Source organism: Baaleninema sp. (assembly GCF_049974805.1).
In the GTDB taxonomy this organism is placed as follows: Bacteria; Cyanobacteriota; Cyanobacteriia; order Cyanobacteriales; family Geitlerinemataceae; genus Baaleninema.
Genome location: NZ_JBNGCO010000039.1, coordinates 1 through 13,672, shown reverse-complemented (window position 1 = coordinate 13,672; position 13,672 = coordinate 1). Strand labels below are relative to the sequence as shown.

The window sequence follows — 13,672 nt, the reverse complement described above, 5'->3', positions numbered from 1 at the left end:
CCTTACTTTCAGAATGGGATCGCCTTTACCACTTCCATAGCATTGAATAAAAAATCAATTAATACAAAAAACCTATATCATACACTTTAATTATCCCCGAAATGTGGGCGTTTGTCAACCCCAGAGTCCGCCCCCAAAGGTGATCGCAAAATCAATTTTCGGACTGCACCATCCCCAACCTCACCGCCCGTTTCGCTTCCATTAAATCCCGTCGTCGCTTCACCTTCTTATTCTCCGTTTCCTGCCAGCGCAGCGCCACCATAATCGCCACAAACAACATATATCCCGGCTCTTCCATCTGCGAAAAAATCAAGCCAAAAATAAAGACCGACGACAGAAAAAAGCGAGACAAATCATCAACGCCGACGTAATTCCAAACTACCCAAGCCAAATACAAATACGCCCCGAGTCCCAACCAACCCAAATCGCCCCAAATTCCCGCCCAACCGAACAGCGGCGAAAACATACTCGATTGATTTCCCAACCAACTAGCACCAACAGCGCCCCAAACCTCGCCGCTGGCCACGTGGCGCGTCGCCCCCAACGGTCCCAACAAATGCCAATAGGCGGCCAGCATCCACCCCCCGAGGCGACTCACCGTATGACCGGGACCCAATCCAAACAGCCAGTTCAACCAAGACTCGTAATGAGTGGGAACAATCCGTATCGCCGCCGTTTTCAACCGCGTCGCTTCCCCGTCGGGTCCGTAAATTTCCGGTCGCGCCCAAGTTTGGAACGCTCCGAAGGCGGGAACGTTTTCCACGCACCAGTAAAACACCAACAAAAAGAGAACCGCAATACTAAGATATTTAATCGCCTCGCCGACGTTTTTTAATTTCGTCACCAACAGCAAAACTCCACCGCCCAAAAATGCCAATAAAACCTGTTTCGCGTCGGCGATGAGCATATGTTGAAACGTCGCCAGGGCGGTGACGATGCGAATCCAGAGGGGGACGCTTTTGGCGCTGACGAGATAGTACAATCCAAAAGTCATCGACACCGAGGCGCTGACCACGTGACCCGCTCCGGAATGGTAAAACACCCCTTGGATGTAATCAGGGTTTCCCGGTTTGGGATGGCGTTTCAAAATCACGAACAACACCCATTGTCCGTAGGCGAAAATGAGGTTAGCGAATCCGAAACGAATCAGCCAAACGCGAAATTTATGCAGGCTGCGTTCGCACAGGGGAACGCACACCAAAGCCAACAACATTAAAAACGGTTCGCCGAGAAGTAAGAAGCTAAAAATGATGTTGATAATTCCGGCTTCGTTGACGATCGCACTGGCGAACATGACGCTGAGAAGCGCCCACAACCCCCCTAACAACATCCAGGTAATGGAGATTTGATAGGGGTTTTTGGTGCGGGTTTGAAGTAACGCCACGACGCAGGCGAAGGGAACGGCGGCGAAGTGTAGAAAGTTAATAGTTGAAGGAGCGCCCGCACTGTCGATAATGCGGGAAAAAAACGCCGTTGCGAAGGCGACGAGAATTAGCGTCGAGGTGGTGACGTATCCTTTGGGTTTGACGGGGGGTTTGGGTTTGGGAGGTTTGGGATCGATCGCCGTTTTTGGATTGACAATTTTACGCTTGTGTTTGTTCATGGTTGAGAACCGACAAACAAGGGGGACATTTTGCCGTATTTCATGGGATAAAGCCTGTCGAGATCGAGATCGCGGGTTTCGCCGTTGCGAATTTCGCGAACATAGGGTTGAAAGGCGCTGTGATACCCTGCGAAGACAAGAGATTGACTGGCGTTGCGATCGAGAAAGGCGGGGGTATTTTCAGGAATATCCCGGTGTCCGTAGAGAAATCCCCCCAGCAGTTCCGTGCGGCCGCCATTTTTCGTCTCGATAATCACCACATCTCCTTCCGTTTTTAACCCCAAAATCCAAACCTCCGCCCCATCGTTTTGGATGTTGGTTTTCCCCGATTCCCGTTTGGCTTCCACGTCCAGTTGACGGGCCCAAACCTGTTGGTTGCTGAAGTCGAAACGGTCTCCCACCACGTCTTCAAGAAACAGGCGACTTCCGGGGGCGCGGTTGCGGTAGCCTCCGACGCCGAGATGTCGCAACACCAGCGTTCGCGGCGAGGCTTGTTCGACGAAATAAGCCGACTGCAAATAGGCTTCCATCCCTTCGATACTGACGGTATCGGCGGTTCCGTCCACCAAACGAAAGACAGGGCGGTTGGTATTTTTAAGACCCTCGCCGGCCATGATGCGCGTCGCCCCCAGTCCCACGATGCGCCGGACGTTCCCGCGAATTTCGAGGGTGTCGTTAATGGTGTATTCAGCGCGGGTGAGGTAAACGGTGGATTTTCCCGAATCGATCGCCCGTTGCAAGGCGGCGGTATCGTCCTCCGCCTCTCCGTCCGCTTTCACCCAGTCGGCGGGGTCGTCCCACACTGTTTCGGGAGTCGGTTCGATGGGGAGGTTCAGGGCGGTTTCGGGACTGGGAAACAACGTCAGAACCGGGTGGGAGACGAATTCAGCCACGGGACTGTTGGCGGTGGCGGTGCTGTCGTCCACGGTACTGGAGAGGGCGCGACGGTAGCCGTCACTGGTGAGGTGGCGGACGTACAAGCCGCCGTCTCGGGCGTTGACCACGGCGGCGTTGGGAGAGGCGTCGCCGTCGAGGGTGGCGTTGACGAGGGTAACGATTCCGTGGCCGTTTCCTCCTTCGCCGTCGCTGTCGTTATAGAGGGCGGAAACGCGGTTTCGACTGCTGAGGTCTTCGATATTGAGGACTTGGCGTCGGTTGTAAATACCGTATTCTTGTTGGTTGCGGAGGTGGATGCGGGAGAGGGTGGCGCTGTGGAGGGCGCCGGTGAAGTAGATTCCGATGTCGAAGCCGTTTACGGTGAGATGGCTGACTAACAGGGGGCCGTTGAGGGGCGGGCTGAGGTCGAGGCCGTAGCGTCCTTGTCCGTCGGAGGTTTTGAGGGTGACGTGATGGACGCTTCCGTAGTTGTTGGCGCGGAATCGCAGCGCGATCGCGCCGGGATTTCCGCTTCCGGTGTCGAGGGTGATGTGGCTGAGGCTGTTGCGAAAGGCGGTGGCGTCCCCGACTCGTCCTTCCCAAAAGGTGAGGAGGGGTTTGGGTTGCGATCGATCTTGGAATCCGGGGGCGCGATCGATCAGCCGAATCACCGTGTTTTCCTGGCTTTGACCCTGTAGGAAAAACCGTTTCTGTTGGCCGTTCTCGTCTTGCAGGTGAAGGGTATCGCGGACGAGATAGGTTCCGTTGGGAAAATAGATGAGTTTTCCTCGATTTTGGGAAATCGCCCCTTGAAGGGCGGCGGTATCGTCGCTGACGCCGTCCCCTTTGGCGTTGTAAGGGGCTTGCGTCACGTCGATAATATCCGCGTCGGTGGGAAGGGCGGCTTCGATGGAGGCGGCCGCGAGGGGCGCGGTTAAACTGGGGGCGAAGTGCCAGTGCGAGAGGGCGAGGACTGTGGCGGCGCCAACGCCGGCCAACAGCAGCCAAAACGGGCGCGATCGCCCTCGTCTCAAAGCGTGGAGAAGGTTCAGCATATCTGGAAAACTTGAGGAGACAGACGCCAGCCAGACATCGCGTTTGAAGACCGTTCGATTCAGTTCAAATTAGTTTGAAAATCCGAGAACGACCCTGTTGGTTTGCCCATTTTGGCGTTCGAGATCGGGCGATCGACCGCCGGCTTTCTCAAGAGGCGATCGCGATTTATCGGCTTGCGATCGATGGTAGCAAATTCTTTTCGATCGCTATTGCCACTTTGAGACGGTGGCCTATAATCGGGATAATATTGCTCGGATAGCCAAGCCTATGGTGACTATACCCACTTGGATCGATCCTGTGGTCAAACCCCTGAAATCGGTGGTTAGCCAAAAAATCGACCAAAGAATTCGTGACTATACCGAAACGGTTCCCATCAGCGAGTTCGTTCCCGAAGAAGATGTGTTTGTCGTCGGCTATCCGAAATCGGGAAATAGCTGGTTTCAAAATTTGATTACGGGCTTGGTTTACGGCGTCAATCCGGCTCAAGCCCCTGATACCATTGTTCAAGATTTAGTTCCCGATATTCACTACAAACGCTATTATCGGCGTTACAGTACGCCGATGTTTTTTAAGTCTCACTTTCCCCCGAATCCCAACTATCGCAAAGTGGTTTATTTGTTGCGAGACGGACGAGACGTGATGGTGTCGTACTATCGTTTTTTAGAGGCGATGCGATCGCGCAGCAACCAAACCGTTGATTTTCTCAATATGGTGAAAACCGGGGAAGGGCTGTTTTTAAACTACAAATGGCACCTCCATGTTGAAAAATGGTTAGAGAATCCCTATAATTCCGAGATAATTACAATTCGCTACGAGGATATGTTAGAGCGTCCGGTAGACGAACTCGAGAGATTGTGTCAGTTTCTCGATTTTGAAGCCAGTCGCGATGTTTTGGAAGATGTGACGGCGGCGGCCTCGTTTCAAAGCCTTCGTAAAAAGGAAGAACAGTTTGGTTTAAACAATCCCGGCTGGCCGAAAGATAAGTTTTTTAACCGTCGCGGTAAGGCGGGTTCCTATAAAGACGAAATGCCGCCAGAGGTGTTAGAAGCCTTCGTAGAAGAAGCTGGAGACACCTTGAAAAAATTCGGATACGAGGTTTAAGGTTTTCCGATTCTGGCGTTTGCGTTTTCCCCTCGAAACGCCCTTGCATAACCCCGGTATCTTCCGCGAAACCGGGGTTTTCCCGTTTGAGATATCTTCCCTGTTTAAGAACCCCGGAATCTCCAAGATACCGGGGTTCTGGAGAAATACTCGTCAATTGAAATGTCAACGGGCGGGTTTCCGCGAATTATTTCGCGATCCGATATCGTCAATTTGTTATATTATTAAAAAGCTTAATTTACAAGCCGAAACCCCGTCGCCAGTGCGAAACCTGTCGAATCGGGGAATTCGATCGCCAACAGAAACGATGCCAAACAGGATGTCAAAAAATACAAAAAAAATTATTTTATTCACGACATTTATTTCAGTTGTTTTGTCGGGATGTTTCCAAACCATCGAAACTTCGTCGGATTCGGAACAAGCTTCCACGATCGAAGCGTCCGAAACAAGTCGTAATTGCATTAAAAATTACAATCCAGAAACGGATTATTTCCCAGATAAAACAGATTTAAAATATGCAAAAGGATTTTCAGTTGACTATCATAAACACTATAAAGTTGTAACAGTAAAAGACCCTTGGAATCCTGAAAAAGACAAGTTTAAATACGTCCTGTTTCAATGTGGAACACCCGCCCCGGAAGGCTTTGACGATGCAGAAATTATCGAAATTCCCATCGAGTCCGTTGTCGCCCTTTCCACAACTTATTTATCCCATTTAGACGCTTTAAATTTAGTCGATCGCCTGACGGGGGTGCAAGATGCAAAAAACATCACCACTCCCAGCATTCGCCAAAAAATTGACAGCGGCGAGGTGGTGGAAGTCGCTCGAGAACGAAATGTTGACATCGAACAAATTTTAGCCTTAAATCCCGATTTAATCGTCACCTTCGGTTTGGGAACGACGGAAGCCGAAACCTATTCAAAATTATTAGAAGCGGGGTTCGACGTAACCGTGAATTCCGAATATTTAGAAAATACGCCTCTCGGACGTGCTGAATGGTTGAAATTTACAGCATTGTTTTTCAACCGAGAAGCGAAAGCGGCACGGATTTTTTCGGAGATCGATCGCGAATACAATCGTATTGCCAATTTAGTGAAAACTGTCGAAGAACGTCCCACCGTCGTCACCGAATTTAACTATCAAGGCACTTGGTTCGTTCCCGGTGGAGAGAGTTACGTGGCGAAATTTCTCGAAGACGCGGGAGCGGATTATTTCTGGAAAGATAATAAATCTACGGCGAGTATTCCTTTAGATTTTGAAGTGGTCTACGATGTGGCGGCGGCTGCGGATTTTTGGTTAAACGTCGATCGAAACTGGGAAACCAAAGAAGACGCCATCGAAGACGATCCCCGATATGGCAATTTTACCGCATGGCAGACCGGGCAAATTTACAACTACACCGCCCGCGTCAACGAACATGGCGGAAACGATTACTGGGAAAGCGGGGTGCTGAACCCTCACTTGATATTATCCGATTTGGTGACGATTTTTCATCCGGAACTGTTGCCAGATACCGAAAAAGTGTATTACGAAAAATTGGAGAGTCGATCGTGATTTGTGGGGAGTCGATCGAGTGCCTATCAAAAATGTAAATTTATCAGATGGGAGTCTCTACACTGAATTGAGCTGTTGTTGGGTTTCGCTATCGCTCCACCCAACCTACCGCCAACTCATATTTTTACATCCATTGAGATGCACCCGGTTTGCACAACCTACCCAGAACGTCGTGTTTTTACTTCGTGTTTTTACAAAGGTCGGTGAGAGGCACCTGATGCCGGGGTTCTGACAAGCCGGGTATCTTACAATAGGAAATTTCTCAGGAAAACCCGTTTTTAAATCGCGGTGGCATGGTTACGAAAATCGCTCAAATTACCGATACACATCTGTTTCCCGACCCCGATGCTGTCATGAGAGGCGTTGCCCCCTGGCACAGTCTCAAAGCGGTGTTAGAACGGGTGCGAGAAGAAAATCCCGACGTTCTCCTATTAACGGGAGACTTAGCCAACGATGGGGATTTAGAGGCTTACGATCGACTGTTCGACTTGGTTTCACCGCTGCAAGTTCCCACCTACTGCATTCCCGGCAACCACGATCGATCCGACATTCTGCAAAAACACCTGAATCGATCGCCCTTCGCCACAACCAACGCCATAACCCTCGACAATTGGCAGGTTCTCTTACTCGATTCCACCCTAGAGAATCCCAAATTCGGCGAAGGCTGTCTTTCCGAAGAAACGCTAACCCAGTTAGAAACCGCCTTAACCGCCTCGAACCTCCCCACCGCCATCGCCTTACACCACCACCCCGTCGAGACTGGAATCGACTGGCTCGATACCATTAATCTGATAAATAGCAGCGACTTTTTAGGGATACTCGATCGCTTCGATCGCGTCAAACTGGTACTGTTCGGTCACGTTCACCTGGAAATCGATCGAACCCGTAGCGGCGTCCGCTTTTACGGCACCCCCTCCACCTGTACCCAAGTTTTACCCGAACCCTGCCATCAGAGCGATCGACATCCCGGCTTCCGCTGGCTGGAACTGTACCCCGACGGCACCCACCACAGCCGAGTCGTTCGCGTCCCCCTGCAATCGGAAGAATCGCCGTGAAACCTCGCCATCCCTTGCGCCGCTTTCTCCTATGGTGGTTACTCCTGGGGCTGTTTCTCCTCGCCCTCAGCCTCGACTTGTCCGTGGGGTCCGTATCGATTCCCCTCAAAGAAATCCTCGCAATCCTTTTCGGCGGCGATGCCGAAAAAGAGACTTGGCAGGCGATCGTACTCACCTTTCGCCTCCCCAAAGCCCTTACCGCCATCGTCGCGGGGGCTGCCCTCTCCGTAGCGGGGTTGCAAATGCAAACCCTGTTTGGCAATCCCCTCGCCGGACCGTTTGTGCTGGGAATCAGTTCCGGGGCGAGTTTGGGCGTTGCCCTCGTGGTGTTAGTGGGAACGGCGGGAAGTTGGGAACGAATGCTCTCCGCCAGCGGCGGCGCGGCGGTGGTGTTGGGACTCGTCGTCCTCACCGCGCAACGGGTTCGTAACCGAGAAACCCTCTTGTTGCTGGGGTTGATGTTCGGCTACGCCGCCAACGCGATCGTGACGATTTTACTGCACTTCAGCTCGTCCCAGCAGATGCAATCCTATATCACCTGGACTTTTGGCAGTTTCGGCGGCGTCACCTGGGATCGCATGACGCCCTTCGTGGCAACGGTGGGTTTGGGGTTACTGGTGGCGTACTTACTGGCGAAACCCCTCAATTTGCTGTTGTTGGGGGAAACCTCCGCCCGCACCTTGGGACTGCGAATGCGCTGGTTGCAGTTTTGGACGATTACCAGTGCGGCGGTGTTGGCAGGGGCGGTAACGGCGTTTTGCGGACCGATCGCCTTTCTCGGGGTGGCGGTTCCCCATCTCAGTCGCGCGGTGTTGAAAACCTCCGATACGCGGTCTTTGCTGTTAGCGGTGACGCTATTGGGGGCGACGCTGGCATTATATGCCGATTGGGTGGCGCAACTGCCCGGCCGTCAAATGGTCCTTCCGTTAAATGCCGTGACTGCCGCCTTGGGAACCCCTGTCGTGACTCATGCCATTTTGCAGCGACATCGGCGTTGAGGCGATTTGGGAGAATTGGCATTCGGCAACCGCCTCGGCCAACCGCCAGATTCCCGGTATCCGCCAGATCCCCGGTATCTTGAAGATGCCGGGGATCTGTTCGAGTGGTGACATCCCCAAAAATTCCCCAAAAATTCCCCAAAAAAAAGAGGAGGTCAAGCCTCCTCCGATTACTGTGTAAAACAGTAAAAACTGACTGCAAGCAAACGTATTAAGCGTCTTGTTCGATGTAAATGAACAAGAGACCCATGGCCACTAACGGCATGAGCCAAGCAACCGTAGGAATCAGAATCCAAGGCAGGTAAGAAGCTGCGTAATCGCCGGTCATGTGAACTTCTCCTATGTCAAATAACTCAAAACTAACAATCGATCGACAAGCAAGCATCTCGCGTCAACCGAGCATCTCAAAACGAGCGTCTAGTTAACCAGACCTCGGAAAATCGCATCGACGACATCGAAGTTTTGCAGCAGGAAGAAGGCCACGAAGGCGCTTCCCATGCCACCGACGAAGAATCCAGCGGTGAACTGGCTCCAACCTTCCGAGGTTTTCAAGGGATCGTCGCTGCTGGACTCGCCTTGATAGGACACCAGGCCGTAAGCGGACAGGCAAGCCGTGGCGATGAGCAGCAGGGTGACGCCGGAAATCAAACCGCCTAAGTTGGCAAATTCCGAATCCCGTAAGGGCCCGAGTTTCACCCAGGGGCCGATGATGAAGTAGCCGTGAGCCATGCCGATTTCGAGGCCGCGCAGGATGGGCGACAGACCCGAACGGTAGGCCGGCAGGTTGCCGATGAAGGCACGAGTAAATCCAGAATCGCTAATCGGGGTTGATAAGTGACCCAATTGAGGGTCGCCGTTATATGCTTTGACCACCCCAGTGTTGGTGGAATCAGCCATGCGAGTTTCTCCTGTTCTCTAAAAATTCTTAATGAAGAACTTTAAGCTAACATTTTAGGCAAGGGCGGGTAATTTATCCCACAATGGCGGAGGAACTTTAGAAAAGTTCACTGAATGGGGGGCGATCGATCTCTCCGGACGCGATCGCCCCCCTCTCGCAAAGTAAGGACGTACTCTGTTTTTCAATCAACGATCCGATGAATCCAGCTTATATGTCGATCGTCTTAGGGTGGATGCCGCTGTTGGCTCAGGTGCAACCCCCGTCTCTACCGTATTTCGAGGAACTGACGCCAACGGTCGCCCAAGCCTCCGAGTCCGAGGTGGCGGGGGTTCCCGGTCGCGTCCCGGTCTCTACTGCCCAACTGTATCAACAGCGGTGGGCGGCGTTGCGATCGGGAACGCTCTACACCCGCCAAGCTCGCGATAGTTTTCAACCGGAATGGGTTCGCGCCAGGAACAACCCCACTTACGAGCAGTGGGTGGCTCTGTTGGGTCAGGAAGCTAAGGCCATCGCCGCCGGACAGGGGAACAACCGCCTTTCTGTTACGATTGGCGATTCGCTGTCCCTGTGGTTGCGGCCGGGACTGTTCGAGGACGATCGCCTCTGGCTCAATCAAAGCATCGGCGGCGAAAACACGGCTAGAATTCGCCACCGCATTTCGTTACTCGAGGGGACGCGACCCAGTAGCATTTACATTATGGCTGGGGTCAACGACCTCATCGGCAACCGCAGCGACGAGGCCATTTTGAACGACTATCAGGATATTCTGTTACAACTGCGGCAAAACCACCCTCAAGCTCAGTTGGTGGTGCAGTCGATTTTACCGACGCGACACGAGGCCGTCTCCAATCAGCGGATTCGATCGATCAACCGGGAACTGTCTGCTATGAGTTACCAAGTCGGGGCGATTTATCTGGATTTGTACCCCCACTTTAGTGACGAGGCGGGGCAAATACGCTCGGAACTGACTACTGACGGCATCCATTTGAGCGATGGCGGTTACGAACTCTGGCAGAATTTCATCCGTCAGGTGGAATATCAAATTATGCTCGACGAGAAACGTTCAGGAGCGATCGAGCAGCTTTAACAACACTAACGCCGCTTTGGGGTTGGGATGGAGGCCGTCGGTGGAAAACTCCCGTTTGAGGTTTCCCGCTTCGTCGGCCAAATAGGGGTTGAGGTCGAGATATTCGATTTCGGGATCGCCCTCGAGGGCTTCTTGGAGTTGGCGATCGATCGCCCGTACCGCCTGGTTATCCACGTCCGCCATGCGAGGGTCGGTAAGGGATTCCTCTTTCGATCGCGGCAACACCGACGCAAACACCAACCGCGTTTCCGGGTATTTCTGGCGAATCGTCTCTAACAACTGCAAGGCATCATCGAAAATCGCCTGCGGTTCTCCGTGGTTGAGCAGTTCCGGCGTCGCCGCCCCAAACACGACGATTTCCTCGGGAGGATGACTGTCAGAGAGTTGTTGGACTTGGGCGGTCATTTCCGCGATGCGATAGGCGGGAACTCCCAAATTTAAATCGTTCGGTCCCAAAAACTCGTCGGGAATGCCCAAGGCGATGGAACTGCCGACGATGGCGCGGCGAATGCGGGGGCGAGTGTCGATAAACTGACGGTATTCAGCCAGTTTTAATTTATCGTAATCGGCTTTCTTCGGATACAGACTGGTATCCGCCGCGATTTCCCGGCGACGTTGGAGGAATTCCTCCGACAGATAGGCCGTTAGGTCGGCGGATTTTTGCAAGTACCAGCGTCGTCCGTCCCAACGGCGACCGACGACAGTGGCGAGTTTCACCTGGTCTACGGCGTTGAAGGACAACACCACCTCTGGCGGCGGTAACGGACGAACCGTCGGTTCTGGGGAGGGAGAGGGAAACGGCGTCGGCTGTGCGAGTCCCACTCCCGCAAAGGGCGTGTAATCCTTGGGAATGGTCGATCGACGCAGAAACAGACGGTTTTGTAAGAGGATGGCGAAACCGCCGATGGCAACCAGGAGATACAACAGCACGCTGACGGCCTCGGGACGCCGGCCGAGGTCGTAGAGAAACTGTAAAACTCGCTGCCAAAGGGGAATCGGACGTGACATCAACCGTTCGATTTCAGAGGGTCGGAAAATTTTTCGATTAAAAGTCTTGACAAAAATAAATTAATATGGTATAGGAGGGGGTAAGATTTCTGAGGATTCGTGGGTCGCTTCGCCGGAAATCGCCCCTCTAGAGTGGCGAGAAGGCGTTTGCGAGAAGGGGGTTTAGGGGTTGGGGATACCGTCTGAACCGTTAAACTGCTGGCGGAGCGTTTCAACCCGCTTGCGGTTGACGCCGAGGTCGGATTCGCCCAAGCGAGACGCCGATCGCACGTGAACCACGCCGTCGTCATCAGCGGCGAAAAATTCCACGTCGTCCACGAACCCCATAATTTTCGAGGTAAATTCTGCGTAGAGATAACCGGGTTTAGCGTCGATAATTTCTGCGTTTTCGGTATTTTGGAGAATTCCTTTGAGGCGATCGATCGCCGCGTCCGGCGTTCCCTCGTAGGAGAACGGTTCGATGAAATGACCGGGATCGCGGCTTTGACTGGAGACGCAGTTAGGAGAAGAGGGACAAGGGGCGAGTCGATGGCCTTTGACGCCTAAATTCGTGGGACGTTGACCGGAAAAGTGAAACAAACTGGCCATGTAAACTGTAGAAGAAATGGGGGGAGTGGGGGCTGCGATCGCCGCCGGATGGATGGCGATCGATCCCCCAACCAACCACAGACACAGAGCGACAGCAACGAGGCGCAAACTGGCGAACATCAATCTCGAACTCTGACTCGACAGTTTCGATTGTATACGCTTCCTCTGAAGGGTTTCTACTGTTTTTGTGGCGAAGTCTGGGGGGCGTCGTCCAACAACCGCAGCCAGTCTTCGATCTCCTGTAGGTCTCGATCGCTGGCTAAATAGCCGATTCCCCGGTTGAGGTGGAGAGCGAACTGTTGGGCGAGGGTATCGCGATCGACCCCCAATCCATCGTGATAACAGCGTTGTTTGAGAGCGATCGCCAACGCATCAGCCATCTCGCCCCCAAACACCCGCCAACTCATTTCCACATTGCTATCGCTGGAGACGGGAACCGGAGACGGAGAACTTTCTTCGGCGAGAGACCGACAGAACGCCCAGCGACACAAGACGTTCCAGCGATCGATCCCCGTTTGACGTTTGAGTTTCGTCAGTTGGTCTTTCGCCGTTTGCGGGAGTTTAAAGCGTTCGACAGGATACTCCATGAGGTCGTCTTCGGGCGGTCTTATGGCTGAGGTTCGTCAGAAGAACCGTTAGCGAAAAACAGGCGATAGCCACCGTAAACCAGCACCGCCAGAATCGCGACGCTGATAGCCAGGGACACCAGCCGCAACAGGGTTTGCAGAATCGAGAACCCTAACAGGATACCGCCGATACCCACCGCCACCTGTCCGATGGGGGGCAGGTTTTGAAACCAGGTTCGGGCTTGTTGGTACAGGGCTTGTAGCGAGTTCGGACTCTCCTCCTCGGGAAGGTTGTCGTTTCCCGGTTGACGGCGATCGATATCGAGTTCCAACTCTTGAAGTTTGCGTTGCCAGTCAGATTGTGGGTTCATAAGCCTTCGTAAAACGCGAAAGAAACCGAAACGCTGGTTCCTTAGCTGATTGTAGCGAATGGCAGCGCCCCCCTCCAAGGTGAGAACGCCGAACCCCACAACGCCTGTTGAGAGGGTATGACCGCCACCAAACTGGCATAAGTCCGGGGAGATTTACAAGAAGACGGGAGACAATCAAACTAGAACGAAGGTCGAACTGTCCCGAATTCGGAAAAAACGAGACGATCGAGGCAGTTCTCACCGTTGTATTTTTAGAGGAGGTCGATCGAACTATGAAACGTCATCCCCTTTCGATCGCGATCGCAATGGCTCTCGGTGTCGTTCTGGGGGTTCCCGGCGTGGCGCTGGGCGAGACGATCGAACTCCGTTCGGGTTTCGAGACGGAAACCCTTTCAGGAACCTCGGGAGGATCGCAACCCAGCGACGACTGCGGCTCGATCGCCGCCACCCCCAACCACGAGTTACAATTGGCGGAAGATTTCTCCTACTTGCGAATTTCCATTTCCGGCGGCGGAAATCCCACCTTACTCGTCGTCGGACCCGAAAGCAGCGATCGATTCTGCGCCCGCAACACGCCGCAACAGTCCGGCTACCTGCAACAGGGAACCTATTACATCTACGTCGGCGATCGCAACGGCGAAGCCCATCCCTACACCCTTTCCATTTCAGAAATCCCCTAACTTTGCCGTATCATAAGGTTTGGTATTCAAGCAGAATCTAAACCCGATACGAAAACTATGGATATTCTGAGTGCTGGTTGGGCGGGCTTGCTCGTGGTCTTCACCTTTTCGATCTCGTTGGTGGTCTGGGGACGCCGAGGCTTCTAAATCGTCCGCCCTGTGGAGACCTCACCAGAAAGCGAGACCTCGTAACAACGAGGTCTCGCTTTCTCATTTGAGAGTCAGTTATC

16 protein-coding genes are annotated in these 13,672 nt (G+C 53.1%); 8 read left to right on the top strand and 8 right to left on the bottom strand.

Annotation, left to right across the window (positions count from 1 at the left end; all coding sequences use genetic code 11):
- Positions 1-151: 151 nt before the first annotated feature.
- Entirely contained in the window at positions 152-1,603 is a 1,452-nt protein-coding gene (locus ACP5D4_RS09785) for a hypothetical protein (RefSeq protein ID WP_428011441.1), read from the bottom strand.
- Positions 1,600-3,534 (bottom strand): glycosyl hydrolase family 28-related protein, encoded by a 1,935-nt coding sequence (locus ACP5D4_RS09780; RefSeq protein WP_428011440.1) that lies wholly within the window; start codon positions 3,532-3,534, stop codon positions 1,600-1,602. Before ACP5D4_RS09780 ends, ACP5D4_RS09785 begins: the two co-directional genes overlap by 4 nt.
- A 268-nt stretch (positions 3,535-3,802) precedes the next feature.
- Between ACP5D4_RS09780 and ACP5D4_RS09775 the strand changes: the two genes are divergently transcribed.
- The 5 genes from ACP5D4_RS09775 (at position 3,803) to ACP5D4_RS09755 (ending at position 8,425) form a co-directional block, all read left to right on the top strand.
- Entirely contained in the window at positions 3,803-4,636 is an 834-nt protein-coding gene (locus tag ACP5D4_RS09775) for a sulfotransferase domain-containing protein (RefSeq protein WP_428011439.1), read from the top strand.
- 373 nt (positions 4,637-5,009) lie between these two features.
- Positions 5,010-6,191 (top strand): ABC transporter substrate-binding protein, encoded by a 1,182-nt coding sequence (locus tag ACP5D4_RS09770; RefSeq protein WP_428011438.1) that lies wholly within the window; start codon positions 5,010-5,012, stop codon positions 6,189-6,191.
- A gap of 293 nt (positions 6,192-6,484) precedes the next feature.
- Positions 6,485-7,246, top strand: a complete 762-nt coding sequence (locus ACP5D4_RS09765; protein WP_428011437.1) for a phosphodiesterase — start codon at positions 6,485-6,487, stop codon at positions 7,244-7,246.
- Positions 7,243-8,244, top strand: coding sequence for an iron chelate uptake ABC transporter family permease subunit (locus ACP5D4_RS09760; protein ID WP_428011436.1), 1,002 nt, complete (start codon positions 7,243-7,245; stop codon positions 8,242-8,244). The genes ACP5D4_RS09765 and ACP5D4_RS09760 overlap by 4 nt, the downstream gene beginning before the upstream one ends.
- Complete coding sequence (locus tag ACP5D4_RS09755; RefSeq protein ID WP_428011435.1) at positions 8,216-8,425, top strand: hypothetical protein; 210 nt, start codon at positions 8,216-8,218, stop codon at positions 8,423-8,425. The genes ACP5D4_RS09760 and ACP5D4_RS09755 overlap by 29 nt, the downstream gene beginning before the upstream one ends.
- A gap of 30 nt (positions 8,426-8,455) precedes the next feature.
- On the opposite strand, the gene ACP5D4_RS09750 is transcribed toward ACP5D4_RS09755, so the two are convergent.
- Together ACP5D4_RS09750 and ACP5D4_RS09745 are read right to left on the bottom strand one after the other, a co-directional pair.
- Complete coding sequence (locus ACP5D4_RS09750; protein ID WP_428011434.1) at positions 8,456-8,572, bottom strand: photosystem I reaction center subunit VIII; 117 nt, start codon at positions 8,570-8,572, stop codon at positions 8,456-8,458.
- Positions 8,573-8,661: 89 nt separating this feature from the next.
- The gene (locus ACP5D4_RS09745; RefSeq protein ID WP_428011433.1) at positions 8,662-9,141 is read right to left on the bottom strand and encodes a photosystem I reaction center protein subunit XI; all 480 of its coding nucleotides are present in this window, start codon (positions 9,139-9,141) and stop codon (positions 8,662-8,664) included.
- Between the two features lie 197 nt (positions 9,142-9,338).
- On the opposite strand from ACP5D4_RS09745, the gene ACP5D4_RS09740 reads away from it, so the two are divergent.
- Positions 9,339-10,229: a GDSL-type esterase/lipase family protein gene (locus ACP5D4_RS09740; protein WP_428011432.1), complete on the top strand. Its 891-nt coding sequence runs from the start codon at positions 9,339-9,341 to the stop codon at positions 10,227-10,229.
- Here the strand turns inward: ACP5D4_RS09740 and ACP5D4_RS09735 are convergent.
- From ACP5D4_RS09735 to ACP5D4_RS09720, 4 genes are all read right to left on the bottom strand, one after another.
- Positions 10,206-11,237 carry a GDSL-type esterase/lipase family protein gene (locus ACP5D4_RS09735; protein ID WP_428011431.1) on the bottom strand — a complete coding sequence of 344 codons (1,032 nt, stop codon included), beginning with the start codon at positions 11,235-11,237 and terminating at the stop codon, positions 10,206-10,208. The two genes, ACP5D4_RS09740 and ACP5D4_RS09735, sit on opposite strands and share 24 nt — an antisense overlap.
- Positions 11,238-11,399: 162 nt before the next feature.
- Positions 11,400-11,945: a DUF1499 domain-containing protein gene (locus tag ACP5D4_RS09730; RefSeq protein ID WP_428011430.1), complete on the bottom strand. Its 546-nt coding sequence runs from the start codon at positions 11,943-11,945 to the stop codon at positions 11,400-11,402.
- 56 nt (positions 11,946-12,001) lie between these two features.
- Positions 12,002-12,412, bottom strand: a complete 411-nt coding sequence (gene dndE / locus ACP5D4_RS09725) for a DNA sulfur modification protein DndE (RefSeq protein WP_428011429.1) — start codon at positions 12,410-12,412, stop codon at positions 12,002-12,004.
- Positions 12,413-12,432: 20 nt separating this feature from the next.
- Positions 12,433-12,762 (bottom strand): hypothetical protein, encoded by a 330-nt coding sequence (locus tag ACP5D4_RS09720; RefSeq protein WP_428011428.1) that lies wholly within the window; start codon positions 12,760-12,762, stop codon positions 12,433-12,435.
- A 272-nt stretch (positions 12,763-13,034) separates the two neighbouring features.
- Here ACP5D4_RS09720 and ACP5D4_RS09715 point away from each other — a divergent pair, with 272 nt between their 5' ends.
- Together ACP5D4_RS09715 and ACP5D4_RS09710 are read left to right on the top strand one after the other, a co-directional pair.
- Positions 13,035-13,442 (top strand): hypothetical protein, encoded by a 408-nt coding sequence (locus ACP5D4_RS09715; protein ID WP_428011427.1) that lies wholly within the window; start codon positions 13,035-13,037, stop codon positions 13,440-13,442.
- A gap of 57 nt (positions 13,443-13,499) precedes the next feature.
- Positions 13,500-13,589, top strand: coding sequence for a cytochrome b6/f complex subunit VIII (locus ACP5D4_RS09710; protein WP_063714980.1), 90 nt, complete (start codon positions 13,500-13,502; stop codon positions 13,587-13,589).
- The last annotated feature ends 83 nt before the right edge of the window (positions 13,590-13,672 follow it).